Source organism: Enterobacter sp. B79-1, from assembly GCF_057444735.1.
This window is the reverse complement of sequence record NZ_JBYAZJ010000001.1, coordinates 1,373,596-1,389,516: the sequence shown is the minus strand read 5'-3', so window position 1 is coordinate 1,389,516 and position 15,921 is coordinate 1,373,596. Positions and strand designations below refer to the sequence as shown.

Annotated in this window: 15 protein-coding genes and 5 tRNA genes; 19 read left to right on the top strand and 1 reads right to left on the bottom strand. The window is 53.1% G+C overall.

Going from position 1 to position 15,921, the window contains the following annotated elements; all coding sequences use genetic code 11:
• Positions 1–3 precede the first annotated feature (3 nt).
• The 19 genes from mngB (at position 4) to pnuC (ending at position 14,955) form a co-directional block, all read left to right on the top strand.
• The gene (gene mngB / locus AC2T6E_RS06730; protein ID WP_486690994.1) at positions 4–2,634 is read left to right on the top strand and encodes a mannosylglycerate hydrolase; all 2,631 of its coding nucleotides are present in this window, start codon (positions 4–6) and stop codon (positions 2,632–2,634) included.
• 674 nt (positions 2,635–3,308) lie between these two features.
• On the top strand, positions 3,309–4,877 hold the full coding sequence (gene cydA / locus AC2T6E_RS06725; RefSeq protein WP_108415875.1) for a cytochrome ubiquinol oxidase subunit I: 1,569 nt from the start codon (positions 3,309–3,311) through the stop codon (positions 4,875–4,877).
• A gap of 15 nt (positions 4,878–4,892) precedes the next feature.
• A complete protein-coding gene (gene cydB, locus AC2T6E_RS06720) occupies positions 4,893–6,032 on the top strand; it encodes a cytochrome d ubiquinol oxidase subunit II (RefSeq protein WP_010428732.1) in 1,140 nt (379 codons plus the stop codon).
• 14 nt (positions 6,033–6,046) lie between these two features.
• Positions 6,047–6,160, top strand: coding sequence for a cytochrome bd-I oxidase subunit CydX (gene cydX, locus AC2T6E_RS06715; RefSeq protein WP_003858598.1), 114 nt, complete (start codon positions 6,047–6,049; stop codon positions 6,158–6,160).
• The gene (gene ybgE, locus AC2T6E_RS06710; protein ID WP_010428735.1) at positions 6,160–6,450 is read left to right on the top strand and encodes a cyd operon protein YbgE; all 291 of its coding nucleotides are present in this window, start codon (positions 6,160–6,162) and stop codon (positions 6,448–6,450) included. Before cydX ends, ybgE begins: the two co-directional genes overlap by 1 nt.
• 148 nt (positions 6,451–6,598) lie before the next feature.
• Positions 6,599–7,003, top strand: a complete 405-nt coding sequence (gene ybgC / locus AC2T6E_RS06705) for a tol-pal system-associated acyl-CoA thioesterase (protein ID WP_003858593.1) — start codon at positions 6,599–6,601, stop codon at positions 7,001–7,003.
• Positions 7,000–7,692 carry a Tol-Pal system protein TolQ gene (tolQ, locus tag AC2T6E_RS06700; protein WP_089598919.1) on the top strand — a complete coding sequence of 231 codons (693 nt, stop codon included), beginning with the start codon at positions 7,000–7,002 and terminating at the stop codon, positions 7,690–7,692. Before ybgC ends, tolQ begins: the two co-directional genes overlap by 4 nt.
• Before the next feature lie 3 nt (positions 7,693–7,695).
• Positions 7,696–8,124: a colicin uptake protein TolR gene (gene tolR / locus AC2T6E_RS06695; protein WP_003858589.1), complete on the top strand. Its 429-nt coding sequence runs from the start codon at positions 7,696–7,698 to the stop codon at positions 8,122–8,124.
• Positions 8,125–8,152: 28 nt separating this feature from the next.
• Positions 8,153–9,406, top strand: coding sequence for a cell envelope integrity protein TolA (tolA, locus tag AC2T6E_RS06690; protein WP_486690990.1), 1,254 nt, complete (start codon positions 8,153–8,155; stop codon positions 9,404–9,406).
• A 134-nt stretch (positions 9,407–9,540) separates the two neighbouring features.
• Complete coding sequence (tolB, locus tag AC2T6E_RS06685) at positions 9,541–10,833, top strand: Tol-Pal system beta propeller repeat protein TolB (RefSeq protein WP_486691221.1); 1,293 nt, start codon at positions 9,541–9,543, stop codon at positions 10,831–10,833.
• Between the two features lie 35 nt (positions 10,834–10,868).
• Positions 10,869–11,390: a peptidoglycan-associated lipoprotein Pal gene (gene pal / locus AC2T6E_RS06680; RefSeq protein WP_003858578.1), complete on the top strand. Its 522-nt coding sequence runs from the start codon at positions 10,869–10,871 to the stop codon at positions 11,388–11,390.
• A gap of 9 nt (positions 11,391–11,399) precedes the next feature.
• On the top strand, positions 11,400–12,194 hold the full coding sequence (gene cpoB / locus AC2T6E_RS06675; RefSeq protein ID WP_100165267.1) for a cell division protein CpoB: 795 nt from the start codon (positions 11,400–11,402) through the stop codon (positions 12,192–12,194).
• Between the two features lie 161 nt (positions 12,195–12,355).
• Positions 12,356–12,431: transfer RNA gene (locus AC2T6E_RS06670), tRNA-Lys, on the top strand.
• 27 nt (positions 12,432–12,458) lie between these two features.
• Positions 12,459–12,534: transfer RNA gene (locus tag AC2T6E_RS06665), tRNA-Val, on the top strand.
• A 3-nt stretch (positions 12,535–12,537) separates the two neighbouring features.
• Positions 12,538–12,613, top strand: a tRNA-Lys gene (locus tag AC2T6E_RS06660).
• A 146-nt stretch (positions 12,614–12,759) separates the two neighbouring features.
• Positions 12,760–12,835, top strand: a tRNA-Lys gene (locus AC2T6E_RS06655).
• Between the two features lie 24 nt (positions 12,836–12,859).
• Positions 12,860–12,935: transfer RNA gene (locus tag AC2T6E_RS06650), tRNA-Lys, on the top strand.
• Between the two features lie 234 nt (positions 12,936–13,169).
• The gene (gene nadA, locus AC2T6E_RS06645) at positions 13,170–14,213 is read left to right on the top strand and encodes a quinolinate synthase NadA (RefSeq protein WP_109081185.1); all 1,044 of its coding nucleotides are present in this window, start codon (positions 13,170–13,172) and stop codon (positions 14,211–14,213) included.
• A gap of 22 nt (positions 14,214–14,235) precedes the next feature.
• Complete coding sequence (pnuC, locus tag AC2T6E_RS06640; protein WP_486690987.1) at positions 14,236–14,955, top strand: nicotinamide riboside transporter PnuC; 720 nt, start codon at positions 14,236–14,238, stop codon at positions 14,953–14,955.
• Here the strand turns inward: pnuC and zitB are convergent.
• Positions 14,952–15,887, bottom strand: coding sequence for a CDF family zinc transporter ZitB (gene zitB / locus AC2T6E_RS06635; RefSeq protein WP_100165265.1), 936 nt, complete (start codon positions 15,885–15,887; stop codon positions 14,952–14,954). The two genes, pnuC and zitB, sit on opposite strands and share 4 nt — an antisense overlap.
• Positions 15,888–15,921 lie beyond the last annotated feature (34 nt).

Sequence of the window (15,921 nt, the reverse complement as noted above, 5' to 3'; positions counted from 1 at the left end):
AAGATGAAAGCTGTATCTCGCGTTCATATCACGCCGCATATGCACTGGGACCGTGAGTGGTACTTCACCACCGAAGAGTCGCGTATTCTTCTGGTCAATAATATGGAAGAGATCCTGACCCGTCTGGAGCAGGATGACGAGTATAAATATTATGTCCTCGATGGACAGACGGCGGTGCTGGAGGATTATTTTTCCGTCGTGCCTGAAAACCGCTCTCGGGTGAAAGCGCTTGTGGCGCGCGGAAAGCTGATTATCGGCCCCTGGTATACCCAGACCGATACCACGATTGTCAGCGGTGAGTCGATTGTCCGCAATCTTATGTACGGCATGCGCGACTGTATGGCGTTCGGCGAGCCGATGAAGATCGGCTATCTGCCGGATTCGTTTGGTATGTCCGGCCAGCTTCCGCATATCTATAACGGATTTGGCATTACCCGCACGATGTTCTGGCGCGGCTGCTCGGAACGACACGGGACCGACAAAACCGAGTTTCTCTGGCAGAGCCAGGACGGCAGTGAAGTGACGGCGCAGGTACTGCCGCTGGGCTATGCGATTGGTAAGTACTTACCGGAGGACGAAGCAGGGCTGAGAAAACGGCTCGACAGCTATTTCGAGGTACTGGAAAACGCCTCCGTTACCAAAGAGATTTTACTGCCCAACGGTCACGACCAGATGCCGCTGCAGCAGAATATTTTCGCGGTGATGGGTAAGCTTCGTGAAATCTATCCCCAGCGTCAGTTCGTGATGAGCCGGTTTGAAGAGGTGTTTGATTGTATCGACGCGCACCGCGACGAACTGGCGACGCTGAAAGGAGAGTTTATCGACGGGAAATACATGCGCGTTCACCGCACCATCGGCTCCACGCGCATGGACATTAAAATCGCCCACGCGCGTATTGAGAACAAAATTGTCAATATCCTCGAGCCGCTGGCGGCGCTTGCCTGGACGCTGGGCTTCGACTACCACCACGGCCTGCTGGAGAAGATGTGGAAAGAGATCCTCAAAAACCATGCTCACGACAGCATCGGCTGCTGCTGCAGCGATAAGGTGCACCGCGAGATTGTCTCCCGCTTTGAGCTGGCTGAGGACATGGCGGACAACCTGGTGCGTTTCTATATGCGCAAGATTGTCGACAACATGCCGCAAAGCGACGCCGATAAGCTGGTGATGTTCAACCTGATGCCCTGGCCGCGTGAAGAGGTGATGAACACCACGATTCGGCTGCGGGCCAGCCAGTTCAGACTGCGGGATGAAAAAGGCAACGAGATCCCCTATTTCATTCGCAGCGCGCGCGAACTCGACCCTGGCCTTATTGACCGGCAGATTGTCCATTACGGCAATTACGAACCGTTTATGGAGTTTGATATTCAGCTCAGCCAGATACTGCCATCGATGGGCTACCGTACGCTGTATATCGAGCCGAACGTGGCCGGGAAGGTGCTCCCGGCGGAGAAAAATGCCGAATCCTTACTTGAAAATGCCTTCTGGCAGATTGATTTAAATGGCGACGGCACGCTGCGCCTGCGCGATAAAGAAAGCGGGCTTATTTATGACCGCGTACTGGAAATCGAAGAGAGTTCGGACGATGGCGATGAGTACGACTACTCGCCTTCCCGGGAAGAGTGGAGGCTCACGTCAGCGCAGGGCGAGCATGAGGTTGAGGTCACGCACGAAGGCTGGCAGAGCAGGGCGGCTATCCGCCATCGGATCGCCGTTCCGGCAAATCTGGCTGAACGCGCGGCGCGTCAGCGAAACGGCTCACTCAACGTGGAGTTTGACGTCACGCTTAGCCATAACAGCAGGCGCATTGATGTGGCCGTGCGGCTGGATAACCAGGCTAACGACCACCGCGTTCGCGTACTGATCCCAACGCCGTTTATGACAGAGGACGTATTAGCGGATACGCAGTTTGGCTCGCTCATTCGGCCGGTGCAGGACGCAGCGATGGCGACCTGGCGTGAGGAGGGCTGGAAAGAAGCGCCGGTTCCCGTCTGGAATTTACTCAACTATGCCGTCCTGCAGGAAAAGCGCAACGGGCTGGCGCTCTTCACCGAGGGACTGCGCGAGTTTGAAGTGGTGGGCGATGACAAAAAAGCATTCGCCTTAACCTTGTTGCGCGGCGTGGGGCTGCTCGGGAAAGAAGATTTGCTGTTGCGTCCAGGCAGACCTTCTGGGATCAAAATGCCTGTTCCTGACTCTCAGGTACGCGGGCCGTTAACCTGTCGCTTTAGCCTCTTCAGCTTTAGTGGTACGCCAGAAAACGCGGGCGTCGCACAGCAGGCTAAATCGTGGTTAACGCCGGTGCAGTGCTATAACAAAATTCCCTGGGATGCGATGAAACTGAATCGCGCGTCGTTTATCACACCGGAAAGTTACAGTCTGTTAGCGCTTTCGCCAACGGGATGCGTGCTCAGTGCGCTCAAAAAGGCTGAAGATCGTGATGAGCTCATTCTCCGCCTGTTCAACCCTTCGGCGTCCAGCGCATGTGACACGACGTTATCCATGAATCCAACGGTGAAACGGTGGCGCGAAACGGACATGAACGAACGGATAATGGATCGGTGTGAAGAAAAGGGTATTGTCGGGGCATTCAGGCCGGGGCAGTCGCGCACCTTTAGTATTCTTTTCGCCTGAACCCGCGATACAAAAAGGCTGCAGAGAAGGCGGCCTTTTTTCATTAAATAGTCACACAGCGGTGTTAACTTATGGGGTGTCAAAAGTAAATTAAATGTAATTTCGGAGGGTTGCATAAATGCAATGGAAAAATAACCTGGCCCGACTACGCTTTATTGTTTGTCCCCCGTTGAAATCTTGTTTTCTTTCGCGTTAATTAAAATCACTTCTGTTTATATTTTTTCCCGTCTTCGATAACCAATCTCATCTTTCATGCACATATCATTAACATGGTTTTTACCATTCTCACCATGATTAAACATGGTTAACATCAATGGTTGTTTTTGATTTAAATCAAAGTTTAATCCTTGGAAAAACCCATCAAAAGGCGCTAAATTGTCCCGGATCAAAATGGTCGAAAAGTGGTAATTTTGCTATAAATTGATCGTCGTCGAAAAACGTAAATGTGATTCAATAAAAACCTGTTTATTGTAAGGGTTTTGCAGCGTATTATATTTGCGGGATCAATTTGAGTTTTTTATTAACCTATTTGTAACCTGACGTCATCGTTTTTATCCTTCTCCAGGGTAATAACGACGACAAGGATGCGAATAATTTGTATTGGGGCATGCGTGTGGATCTCTCTCTGACGGGGTTCACTCTCGGAGTCTTCATGCGATGAGCAAGGAGTCATAATGTTAGACGTAGTCGAACTGTCGCGCTTACAGTTTGCCTTGACCGCGATGTACCACTTCCTGTTTGTGCCGCTGACGCTCGGTATGGCGTTCCTGCTGGCCATCATGGAAACGGTTTACGTCCTCTCCGGCAAACAGATTTATAAAGATATGACCAAGTTCTGGGGCAAGTTGTTTGGTATCAACTTTGCACTGGGCGTGGCAACCGGTCTGACCATGGAGTTCCAGTTCGGGACTAACTGGTCTTACTATTCCCACTATGTAGGGGATATCTTCGGTGCGCCGCTGGCCATTGAAGGTCTGATGGCCTTCTTCCTCGAATCCACCTTTGTAGGTCTGTTCTTCTTCGGTTGGGACCGTCTGGGTAAAGTCCAGCATATGGCGGTAACCTGGCTGGTGGCATTAGGCTCTAACCTGTCCGCGCTGTGGATTCTGGTGGCGAACGGCTGGATGCAGAACCCAATCGCGTCCGATTTCAACTTCGAAACCATGCGCATGGAGATGGTCAGCTTTGCTGAGCTGGTCCTGAACCCGGTTGCTCAGGTTAAATTCGTTCACACCGTGGCTTCTGGCTATGTGTGCGGTGCGATGTTCGTACTGGGCATCAGCTCTTACTACATGCTGCGCGGTCGCGACTTCGCTTTCGCAAAACGCTCCTTTGCTATCGCAGCAAGCTTCGGTATGGCGGCAATTCTGTCTGTTATTGTTCTGGGTGATGAATCCGGTTACGAAATGGGCGACGTGCAGAAAACCAAGCTGGCCGCTATTGAAGCAGAATGGGAAACCCAACCGGCTCCGGCGGCATTTACCCTGTTCGGTGTTCCCGATCAGGAAGCACAGGAAAACCGCTTCGCCATTCAGATCCCTTATGCGTTGGGCATCATCGCTACACGCTCCGTCGACAAACAGGTGACTGGCCTGAAAGATCTGATGGTGCAGCACGAAGAGCGTATCCGTAACGGGATGAAAGCCTACTCGCTGCTGGAACAGCTGCGCGCCGGTTCAACCGATCAGGCCGTTCGCGATCAGTTTAACGACGTGAAGAAAGACCTGGGTTACGGCCTGCTGCTGAAACGCTATACCCCGAACGTCTCCGACGCGACGGAAGCGCAAATTCAGATGGCAACCAAAGATTCGATTCCACGCGTTGCACCGCTGTACTTCGCGTTCCGTATCATGGTGGGCTGCGGCATCATCATGCTGCTGATTATCGCGGCGTCCTTCTGGTCCGTGATTCGCAACCGTATCGGTGAGAAAAAATGGCTGCTGCGCACCGCGCTGTACGGTATTCCACTGCCATGGATTGCTATCGAATCCGGTTGGTTTGTTGCGGAGTATGGCCGTCAGCCATGGGCAATCGGTGAGGTGCTGCCGACGGCAGTAGCGAACTCGTCCCTGACTGCGGGTGATCTGATCTTCTCCATGCTGCTGATTTGCGGTCTGTACACCCTGTTCCTGGTGGCTGAACTGTTCCTGATGTTCAAGTTCGCGCGCCTTGGCCCAAGCAGCCTGAAAACCGGTCGCTATCACTACGAGCAGTCCACCGCGACTACTCAGCCGGCACGCTAAGACAGGAGTCATCAAATGATCGATTATGAAGTATTGCGTTTTATCTGGTGGCTGTTGATCGGCGTTCTGCTGATCGGTTTTGCGGTCACTGATGGTTTCGACATGGGGGTAGGGATGCTTACCCGTTTCCTCGGTCGTAATGACACCGAGCGTCGAATCATGATCAACTCCATCGCCCCTCACTGGGACGGTAACCAGGTGTGGCTGATCACCGCAGGTGGCGCGCTGTTCGCTGCCTGGCCGATGGTCTACGCGGCTGCGTTCTCCGGCTTCTACGTGGCGATGATTCTGGTACTGGCGTCTTTATTCTTCCGTCCGGTAGGCTTCGACTACCGTTCCAAGATTGAAGATACCCGCTGGCGTAACATGTGGGACTGGGGCATCTTCATCGGTAGCTTTGTTCCGCCGCTGGTGATTGGCGTGGCATTCGGTAACCTGCTGCAGGGCGTACCGTTCCACATCGATGAATATATGCGTCTTTACTACACCGGTAACTTCTTCCAGCTGCTGAATCCGTTTGGTCTGCTGGCAGGTGTTGTTAGCGTGGCGATGATCATTACTCAGGGCGCGACCTATCTGCAGATGCGTACCGTGGGTGAACTGCACCTGCGTTCCCGTGCAACGGCTCAGGTCGCGGCGCTGGTTACTCTGGTTTGCTTCGCTCTGGCCGGTGTGTGGGTGGTGTACGGTATCGATGGTTACGTGGTGACGTCTGCGATCAACCATGTTGCGCCGTCTAACCCGCTGACGAAAGAAGTCGCGCGTCAGGCGGGTGCCTGGATGGTGAACTTCAACAATACCCCTGCTCTGTGGGCTATCCCGGCGCTGGGCGTACTGTTGCCACTGTTGACCGTGCTGACCTCTCGTCTGGAAAAAGGCGCTCTGGCGTTCGTGTTCTCTTCACTGACACTGGCGTGCATCATTCTGACGGCAGGTATTGCGATGTTCCCGTTCGTCATGCCATCCAGCACTATGATGAATGCTAGCCTGACCATGTGGGATGCAACCTCCAGCCAGCTGACGCTGAACCTGATGACCTATGTTGCCTGCGTGTTCGTACCGATTATTCTGCTCTACACCGCCTGGTGTTACTGGAAAATGTTCGGTCGTATCACCAAAGAACATATCGAAAGCAACACCCACTCTATGTACTAAGTAAGGAGCTGAATATGTGGTATTTCGCATGGATTTTAGGGACGCTTCTTGCCTGCGCATTTGGTGTCATCACTGCCCTGGCGCTTGAGCACGTCGAAGCGACCAAAGCGGGTGAAGAAAAACACTAATGAATATTATCGCAACGTTATATGCGGTAATGGACAAGCGCCCGTTACGGGCGCTTTCTTTAGTGATGGCATTACTGCTGGCGGGCTGCATCTTCTGGGACCCGTCGCGCTTCGCGGCAAAGACCAGCGAACTTGAGATCTGGCACGGCTTCCTCATCATGTGGGCGGTGTGCGCAGGGGTCATTCACGGCGTGGGCTTTCGTCCGAAAGCCGTTCACTGGCAGGGAATTTTCTGCCCGCTGATTGCCGATTTGGTTCTCCTTGCTGGTCTGATTTTCTTCTTCTTCTGAATAAGAAATGTCCTATAACGATATGGGCTTACCCGAGCCCATAAAAATTTACTCTCCGTTTACTTTCTCCCATTCCAAACCATCATTCCCGCGCGTATAGTAGCGAAGTTTGAAAGCCCCAACTTTTCATGTTTTACCGGGATGTAAAGTGAATACAACGCTGTTTCGATGGCCGGTTCGTGTCTACTACGAAGATACCGATGCCGGTGGTGTGGTCTACCACGCCAGCTACGTTGCTTTTTATGAACGGGCACGCACAGAGATGCTGCGCCATCATCACTTTAGTCAACAGGTGCTGTTGGCTGAGCGAGTTGCCTTCGTGGTACGCAAGATGACGCTTGAGTATTTTGCGCCTGCCAGACTCGACGATATGCTCGAAGTCCAAACTGAAATTACATCAATGCGCGGAACCTCACTGGTTTTCACGCAGCGGATAGTCAATGCAGAGAACACCGTACTGAACTCAGCTGAAGTACTGATTGTCTGTGTTGATCCAACCATAATGAAGCCTCGTGCGCTTCCTAAGTCTATTGTCGCGGAGTTTAAGCAGTGACTGACATGAATATCCTTGATTTGTTCCTGAAGGCTAGCCTTCTGGTTAAACTTATCATGTTGATTTTGATTGGTTTTTCAATCGCATCCTGGGCCATCATTATCCAGAGAACGCGTATTCTTAATGCCGCTGGCCGTGAAGCCGAAGCGTTTGAAGACAAGTTCTGGTCGGGTATCGAACTTTCTCGTCTGTACCAGGAAAGCCAGGGGCGCCGTGATAATCTTTCAGGCTCCGAACAAATTTTCTATAGCGGATTCAAAGAGTTTGCCCGCTTACACCGCGCGAATAACCACGCGCCGGAAGCGGTAGTAGAAGGTGCGTCGCGTGCGATGCGCATTTCCATGAATCGCGAACTGGAAACCCTTGAGACGCACATTCCGTTCCTCGGCACTGTGGGTTCCATCAGCCCGTATATCGGTCTGTTTGGTACCGTGTGGGGGATCATGCACGCCTTTATCGCGTTAGGCGCGGTGAAGCAGGCGACGTTGCAGATGGTTGCGCCGGGTATCGCTGAAGCACTGATTGCGACCGCTATCGGTCTGTTTGCGGCAATCCCGGCGGTTATGGCTTACAACCGTCTGAACCAGCGCGTGAACAAACTGGAACTGAACTACGACAACTTTATGGAAGAGTTCACCGCGATTCTGCACCGTCAGGCGTTTACCAGTACCGAGAGCAACAAGGGGTAAACCATGGCCAGATCGCGTGGACGAGGTCGTCGCGAGCTCAAGTCCGAAATCAATATCGTTCCACTGCTGGACGTACTGCTGGTACTGCTGCTGATCTTTATGGCGACAGCGCCCATCATTACCCAAAGCGTGGAAGTTGATCTGCCGGATGCGACAGAATCACAGGCGGTAAGCACCAATGACGATCCTCCGGTCATCATTGAGGTTTCCGGTGTAGGGCAGTACAGCGTAGTGGTCGAGAAAGATCGTATGGATCAACTGCCGCCCGAGCAGGTTATTGCTGAAGCGCAACGACGCCTGGAGTCAAATCCGAAAACGGTCTTCTTAATCGGTGGCGCGAAAGACGTGCCTTACGATGAAATTATTAAAGCGCTGAACTTGCTACATAGTGCGGGCGTTAAGTCTGTTGGCTTAATGACTCAGCCTATTTGATCATCTGCGTAGTTTTTGGGAACCGATAGTGTCAAAGGCAACCGAACAGAACGACAAGCTTAAGCGAGCGATAATCGTCTCCGCAGTACTGCACGTTATTCTTTTTGCAGCGCTGATCTGGAGTTCGTTCGACGAGCACATTGATGCATCAGCTGGCGGCGGTGGGGGGTCTTCCATCGATGCCGTCATGGTGGATCCCGGTGCGGTAGTGCAGAACTATAATCGTCAGCAACAGCAGCAGGCGAGTGCAAAACGTGCTGAAGAGCAGCGTGAAAAACAGGCGCAACAGCAAGCGGAAGAACTGCGTGAAAAGCAGGCCGCGGAGCAGGAGCGTCTGAAGCAGCTTGAGAAAGAGCGTTTGCAGGCGCAGGACGCGGCGAAAGAGCAGGCTGAGCAGCAGAAACAGGCTGAAGCCGCAGCGAAGAAAGCGCAAGAACAGCAGAAACAGGCGGAGGAGGCTGCGGCCAAAGCCGCTGCGGATGCGAAAGCACAGGCAGATGCGCAGGCTAAATTAGCCGCAGACGCTGCGAAGAAAGCCACTGCTGACGCTCAGAAGAAAGCTGAAGCGGAAGCCGCGAAGAAAGCCGCTGCCGATGCTCAGAAGAAAGCTGAAGCGGAAGCCGCGAAGAAAGCCGCTGCTGATGCTCAGAAGAAAGCCGAAGCGGAAGCCGCGAAGAAAGCCGCTCAGGAAGCAGAGAAGAAAGCTGCTGCCGAGGCGGCGAAGAAAGCGGCTGCTGCCGAGAAAGCCTCAGCTGAAAAAGCGGCCGCAGCAGAAAAAGCCGCAGCCGATAAAAAAGCTGCAGCCGCGAAGGCCGCTGCCGATAAGAAAGCAGCCGCCGAAAAAGCCGCTGCGAAAAAGGCTGCTGCCGCTGAAAAAGCTGCCGCTGCTGCAGGCGTTGACGATCTGCTGGGCGATCTCAGTTCAGGTAAGAATGCACCGAAAACGGGTGGCGGAGCGAAAGGAAACAACGCAGCGCCGTCTGGAAGTGGTAACACTAAGAGTAACGGTGCATCAGGCGCTGAAATCAACGGTTATGCCGCGCAGATTAAATCCGCTATCGAAAGCCGATTTTATGATGCGTCTTCCTACACCGGTAAAACGTGTACGCTGCGTATAAAACTGGCGCCGGATGGGATGCTGCTCGATATTCAGTCTGAAGGTGGCGATCCAGCCTTATGTACTGCTGCACTGGCTGCAGCGCGTCAGGCGAAGATGCCAAAACCGCCTTCTCAGGCCGTGTATGAAGTCTTTAAAAATGCGCCACTGGACTTCAAACCTTAAGTTACATTTTCCCCGTGCAAACGGGGGAAAATAGACCAGGTTTAGTCACAGGGTTCAGGTAGTTTTGTCTATTTGAGTTTGTTAACATTCTGCTAAATTATCGTGGGTAAGGTTACCCAGATAAGGGAGATATGATGAAGCAGGCATTACGTGTAGCATTTGGTTTTTTAATGCTGTGGGCAGCTGTGCTGCATGCAGAAGTACGTATCGAGATCACCCAGGGGGTGGACTCGGCGCGCCCAATCGGCGTTGTTCCGTTCCAGTGGGCTGGCCCGGGTGCGGCGCCTGAAGACATCGGCGGCATTGTAGCCGCTGACCTGCGTAACAGCGGCAAATTCAACCCATTAGATCGTTCTCGCCTGCCACAGCAGCCGGGTACCGCGCAGGAAGTACAGCCTGCGGCGTGGTCTGCGCTGGGTATTGATGCGATCGTAGTCGGTCAGGTAACGCCTGCCCCAGACGGTGGCTACAACGTGGCTTATCAGCTGGTCGATACCGGCGGTGCGCCAGGTACCGTTCTGGCTCAGAACACTTATAAAGTGAACAAGCAGTGGCTGCGCTATGCGGGCCACACCGCAAGTGACGAAGTGTTTGAGAAGCTGACCGGTATTAAAGGTGCATTCCGTACTCGTATCGCTTACGTGGTTCAGACCAACGGCGGTCAGTTCCCGTATGAGCTGCGCGTTTCTGACTACGATGGCTACAACCAGTTCACCGTTCACCGTTCTCCACAGCCGCTGATGTCTCCGGCGTGGTCTCCTGACGGTTCCAAACTGGCCTACGTAACCTTCGAAAGCGGTCGTTCTGCGCTGGTTATCCAGACGCTGTCTAATGGTGCCGTGCGTCAGGTTGCGTCGTTCCCACGTCACAACGGTGCGCCTGCGTTCTCTCCGGATGGCTCAAAACTGGCCTTTGCCCTGTCTAAAACCGGTAGCCTGAACCTGTACGTGATGGACATCGGTTCTGGTCAGATTCGTCAGGTGACGGATGGCCGTAGCAACAACACCGAACCAACCTGGTTCCCGGACAGCCAGAACCTGGCCTTCACGTCCGACCAGGCCGGTCGTCCACAAGTTTATAAAGTGAATATCAACGGCGGAGCGCCGCAGCGTATTACCTGGGAAGGTTCTCAGAACCAGGATGCTGACGTCAGTGCCGATGGTAAAACGATGGTAATGGTCAGTTCTGCGGGTGGTCAGCAGCACATTGCCAAACAAGATCTGGTAACGGGTGGCGTGCAAGTTCTCTCGTCAACGTTCCTGGATGAAACGCCAAGTCTGGCACCTAACGGCACGATGGTAATCTACAGCTCTTCTCAGGGGATGGGATCTGTGCTGAATCTGGTTTCTACAGATGGGCGTTTCAAAGCGCGTATTCCGGCAACTGATGGACAGGTAAAATCACCTGCCTGGTCGCCGTATCTGTAAATAATAATTAATTGATTACTAAAGGAATCTTAGAAATGCAACTGAACAAAGTGCTGAAGGGGCTGATGATCGCTCTGCCTGTAATGGCAATCGCAGCGTGTTCTTCTAACAAGAACGCAAGCAATGACCAGAGCGGTGAAGGCATGATGGGTGCCGGCACCGGTATGGACGCTAACGGCAATGGCAACATGTCTTCTGAAGAGCAAGCGCGTCTTCAGATGCAGCAGCTGCAGCAGAACAACATCGTTTACTTCGATCTGGATAAATACGACATCCGTTCTGATTTCGCTGCGATGCTGGATGCTCACGCTAACTTCCTGCGTAGCAACCCGTCTTACAAAGTCACCGTAGAAGGTCACGCGGACGAACGTGGTACTCCAGAGTACAACATCTCCCTGGGTGAACGTCGTGCTAACGCTGTTAAAATGTACCTGCAGGGTAAAGGCGTTTCTGCTGACCAGATCTCCATCGTTTCTTACGGTAAAGAAAAACCTGCAGTACTGGGTCACGACGAAGCGGCTTACTCCAAAAACCGTCGTGCCGTACTGGTTTACTAAGAGAATGGCATGAGCAGTAACTTCAGACATCATCTCATGAGTCTGTCGTTACTGGTTGGAATAGCGGCCCCCTGGGCCGCTTTTGCTCAGGCACCAATCAGTAGTGTCGGCTCAGGCTCGGTAGAAGACCGGGTCACTCAACTCGAGCGTATTTCTAACGCTCACAGTCAGCTTTTAACCCAACTCCAGCAGCAGCTTTCCGATAACCAAAATGATATTGACTCTCTCCGCGGCCAGATCCAGGAAAGCCAGTATCAGTTGAACCAGGTTGTGGAACGCCAGAAGCAGATCTTACTGCAGATGGATAGCCTGAGTAGCGGTGGTGCAGCAGCACAGCCAGCTGCGGGCGACCAAAGCGGTGCGGCGACAGCGACACCTGCTCCGACAGCAGATGCGCCAGCCTCTTCAGGCGCGCCTGTACAGAGCGGTGACGCGAATACTGACTACAACGCGGCTATCGCCCTGGTACAGGACAAATCTCGCCAGGACGACGCTATCGTTGCGTTTCAGAACTTCGTGAAGAAGTACCCTGATTCCACTTACCAGCCAAATGCGAACTACTGGCTCGGTCAGTTGAATTACAACAAGGGTAAAAAGGACGATGCGGCGTTTTATTTTGCCTCAGTGGTGAAAAATTACCCGAAATCGCCAAAAGCGCCGGATGCGATGTATAAGGTCGGCGTGATCATGCAGGACAAAGGTGACACTGCGAAGGCCAAAGCGGTGTATCAGCAGGTTGTCACAAAATTCCCGGGTACCGAAGGTGCCAAACAGGCGCAAAAACGTCTGAGTTCGATGGGATGATTATCGCATGACCAGAAATCGTGTTATTTCTGGTCGTGCCGCATGATTCGTAAGCAGTTAAGTGATCTTCATCGAAATTTTTGTTGCGCAGAATTCTTAAATCAGTAATATATGCCGCCGTTGCCACGGGATATCAAACAACGTGAAAACAGCGTAAAAGTGGGTCGTTAGCTCAGTTGGTAGAGCAGTTGACTTTTAATCAATTGGTCGCAGGTTCGAATCCTGCACGACCCACCACTTAACGCAAAACCAGTAGTACAGAGTGGGTGATTAGCTCAGTTGGTAGAGCATCTCCTTTACACGGAGGGGGTCGGCGGTTCGAGCCCGTCATCACCCACCACTCGGGTCGTTAGCTCAGTTGGTAGAGCAGTTGACTTTTAATCAATTGGTCGCAGGTTCGAATCCTGCACGACCCACCAATTTTAATATCTTACTGAGATATTAAACGTGAAGGATAACGTTGCTTTAGCAACGGCCCGAAGGGCGAGGCGAAGCCGAGTCATCCTGCACGACCCACCACTTTCCGGTGGTACCGAGTAAAAATCTTCGAAGTCAGCACCCGAATGGGTCGTTAGCTCAGTTGGTAGAGCAGTTGACTTTTAATCAATTGGTCGCAGGTTCGAATCCTGCACGACCCACCACTTCGAAGAAAAAAATCCCGCAAGGGGTCGTTAGCTCAGTTGGTAGAGCAGTTGACTTTTAATCAATTGGTCGCAGGTTCGAATCCTGCACGACCCACCAATGTAAAAAAGCGCCCTAAAGGCGCTTTTTTGCTATCTGAAGTTTCAGAATCCTCTCTTGTAGGTCGGGTAAGGCGAAGCCGCCACCCGACAAATGCTAACCGCACCTATACCCGGTGACTTTTCTTCTCAAATTCGCTATCTTGTTTAGTATACAAAACACAATTGCCGACTGTTTTGCTATGTTGCGCAAAATAAAGGCAATATTGTTAAGCCAGTAAAACGAGAAGCCATAATGAGTGTGATGTTTGATCCCGAAGCCGCAATCTATCCGTTTCCGCCAAAGCCTGTCCCGCTGAGCCAGGATGAAAAGCAGTTCTACCGCGAGAAGATCAAGCGTCTTCTCAAAGAACGAGATGCGGTAATGGTGGCCCATTACTACACCGACCCGGAAATCCAGCAGCTGGCGGAAGAGACCGGCGGGTGTATTTCTGATTCACTGGAGATGGCACGCTTCGGTGCAAAGCATCCCGCTTCCACGCTGCTGGTTGCTGGCGTGCGCTTTATGGGTGAAACGGCAAAAATTCTCAGCCCGGAAAAAACTATTCTGATGCCGACGCTCAACGCAGAGTGTTCTCTCGATCTCGGCTGCCCTGTTGAGGAGTTCACCGCATTCTGCGATGCCCATCCTGACCGCACCGTGGTGGTCTATGCCAATACGTCTGCGGCGGTAAAAGCCCGCGCAGACTGGGTGGTGACCTCCAGCATCGCCGTTGAACTGATTGAACATCTGGATAGCCTGGGCGAGAAAATTATCTGGGCGCCTGACCGCCATCTCGGTAATTACGTTCAGAAGCAAACCGGCGCAGATGTTCTCTGCTGGCAGGGCGCGTGTATCGTTCACGACGAATTTAAGACTCAGGCGCTGACGCGTATGAAGGCGCTGTACCCGGAAGCGGCCATTCTGGTGCATCCAGAGTCGCCTCAGTCGATTGTCGATATGGCCGATGCGGTTGGCTCAACCAGCCAGCTTATCAACGCGGCCAGGACGCTGCCTCACAAGCAGCTTATCGTGGCTACCGATCGCGGTATCTTTTACAAAATGCAGCAGGCGGTGCCGGAAAAAGAGCTACTCGAAGCGCCAACCGCAGGCGAGGGGGCAACGTGCCGCAGCTGTGCGCACTGCCCGTGGATGGCGATGAACGGCCTGAAAGCGATTGCCGAAGGGCTCGAGACGGGCGGGGCAGCGCATGAAATTCATGTTGATGCGGCGTTGCGGGAAGGTGCGTTAATTCCGCTTAACCGCATGCTGGATTTTGCGGCTACACTACGTACTTAACTTATTCAGAACCGGGGAAAAGATGGATTTTTTTAGCACGCAAAACATTTTGGTTCATATACCGATTGGTGCGGGTGGCTATGACCTGTCATGGATTGAAGCCGTTGGCACGCTGGCGGGGTTACTTTGCATCTGGCTGGCGAGCCTGGAGAAGATCAGCAATTACGCGTTCGGGCTGATTAACGTCACGCTGTTTGCGATTATCTTCTTCCAGATCCAGCTCTACGCCAGCCTGCTATTGCAGCTGTTTTTCTTTGCCGCCAATATTTACGGCTGGTACGCGTGGTCGCGTCAAAACAGCCAGCAGGAAGCCGAGCTGCAGATCCGCTGGCTGCCGTTGCCGAAAGCCATCGCCTGGCTTGTCGCCTGCGTGGCGGCCATTGGTTTGATGACCGTTTATATCAACCCGGTGTTTGCGTTTCTGACGCGCGTTGCCGTTTCGGCCATGTCCGGACTCGGTTTGAGTGTCACAATGCCTGAACTCCAGCCGGATGCCTTCCCGTTCTGGGATTCCTGCATGATGGTGCTGTCGATTGCGGCGATGATCCTGATGACCCGAAAATATGTCGAGAACTGGCTGCTGTGGGTCATCATCAATGTCATTAGCGTGGTGATTTTCGCCCTGCAGGGCGTCTATGCCATGTCGCTGGAATATCTGCTGCTAACCTTCATTGCCCTGAACGGCAGCCGTATGTGGATTAACAGCGCGCGTGAGCGTGGCTCTCGCGCGCTTTCCCACTAATGGTGATGATGTGAATGGCCGGACTGCGCCTCGTTCAGGTGGCAGTCTGGCCCGCTACAGGGCTGATACTCCATCTGGATCGTCGAATGGGCAATCTCATAGTGATGTTCCAGAAAATGCTGGATACGTTCGAGCAGCGCGTCGTGATCGTGGGGTGGGATCACCTGAACGTGCAGCGTCATGACAGGCTTTTCTCCGACCAGCCACACGTGAACATGGTGGACGTTTCGCACTTCCGGAATCGAGCGGCTCAGATTTCGTCTCAGCTCACCAATGTCAATTGACGTGGGGGCACCTTCCAGCAACTCATTGACGCTCTCTTTCAACAGCCGCCAGGCGCTGCGTAGCACCAGACAGGAGACGAGCACCGAAAGAATCGGGTCGATGGGTGTCCATCCCGTCCCGAGAATAATCAGCGCAGCCACAATCGCCCCAACGGAGCCCAGCAGATCCCCCAGAACATGCAATGCCGCGGCACGCACATTGAGATTCTTTTCCCCGCTGCCGCGATGCAAAATCCAGAACGCCAGAATATTGGCAATTAGGCCCGCTATTGCGATGACCATCATGGTGGTTCCGGCGACGGGCTGCGGGTGTCTGAAGCGCTGAACGGCTTCCCAGACGATCAGGATGGTAATTACCACCAGCGCAATTGCGTTAACGAAAGCGGCAAGCGTAGTGAGCCTGAGCCAGCCAAACGTGTGGCGAGCATTGGGTGGACGGCGTGAGAACTGGACGGCGAGCAGAGCAAACAGCAGGGCAGCCGCATCGGTAAGCATATGTCCCGCATCTGCCAGCAGGGCCAGAGAACCTGAGATTATCCCCCCAATGACCTCGATAACCATAAACGTTGCCGTGACGCCAAACGCCAACAGCAGCCGTTTGGCATTTTCATCGCCGGAGGTGGGGGAAGGGGAGTGTGTGTGCGCCATGTCATCTTTCCTGATTTGTTATTATTTTTAGTGT

What these genes read in the sequence shown, in the direction of transcription:
- mngB (WP_486690994.1), top strand. Translation starts at nt 4, where the DNA reads ATGAAAGCTGTATCTCGCGTTCATATCACGCCGCATATGCACTGGGAC.
- cydA (WP_108415875.1), top strand. Translation starts at nt 3,309, where the DNA reads ATGTTAGACGTAGTCGAACTGTCGCGCTTACAGTTTGCCTTGACCGCG.
- cydB (WP_010428732.1), top strand. Translation starts at nt 4,893, where the DNA reads ATGATCGATTATGAAGTATTGCGTTTTATCTGGTGGCTGTTGATCGGC.
- cydX (WP_003858598.1), top strand. Translation starts at nt 6,047, where the DNA reads ATGTGGTATTTCGCATGGATTTTAGGGACGCTTCTTGCCTGCGCATTT.
- ybgE (WP_010428735.1), top strand. Translation starts at nt 6,160, where the DNA reads ATGAATATTATCGCAACGTTATATGCGGTAATGGACAAGCGCCCGTTA.
- tolR (WP_003858589.1), top strand. Translation starts at nt 7,696, where the DNA reads ATGGCCAGATCGCGTGGACGAGGTCGTCGCGAGCTCAAGTCCGAAATC.
- tolB (WP_486691221.1), top strand. Translation starts at nt 9,541, where the DNA reads ATGAAGCAGGCATTACGTGTAGCATTTGGTTTTTTAATGCTGTGGGCA.
- pal (WP_003858578.1), top strand. Translation starts at nt 10,869, where the DNA reads ATGCAACTGAACAAAGTGCTGAAGGGGCTGATGATCGCTCTGCCTGTA.
- cpoB (WP_100165267.1), top strand. Translation starts at nt 11,400, where the DNA reads ATGAGCAGTAACTTCAGACATCATCTCATGAGTCTGTCGTTACTGGTT.
- nadA (WP_109081185.1), top strand. Translation starts at nt 13,170, where the DNA reads ATGAGTGTGATGTTTGATCCCGAAGCCGCAATCTATCCGTTTCCGCCA.
- pnuC (WP_486690987.1), top strand. Translation starts at nt 14,236, where the DNA reads ATGGATTTTTTTAGCACGCAAAACATTTTGGTTCATATACCGATTGGT.
- zitB (WP_100165265.1), bottom strand. Translation starts at nt 15,887, where the DNA reads ATGGCGCACACACACTCCCCTTCCCCCACCTCCGGCGATGAAAATGCC.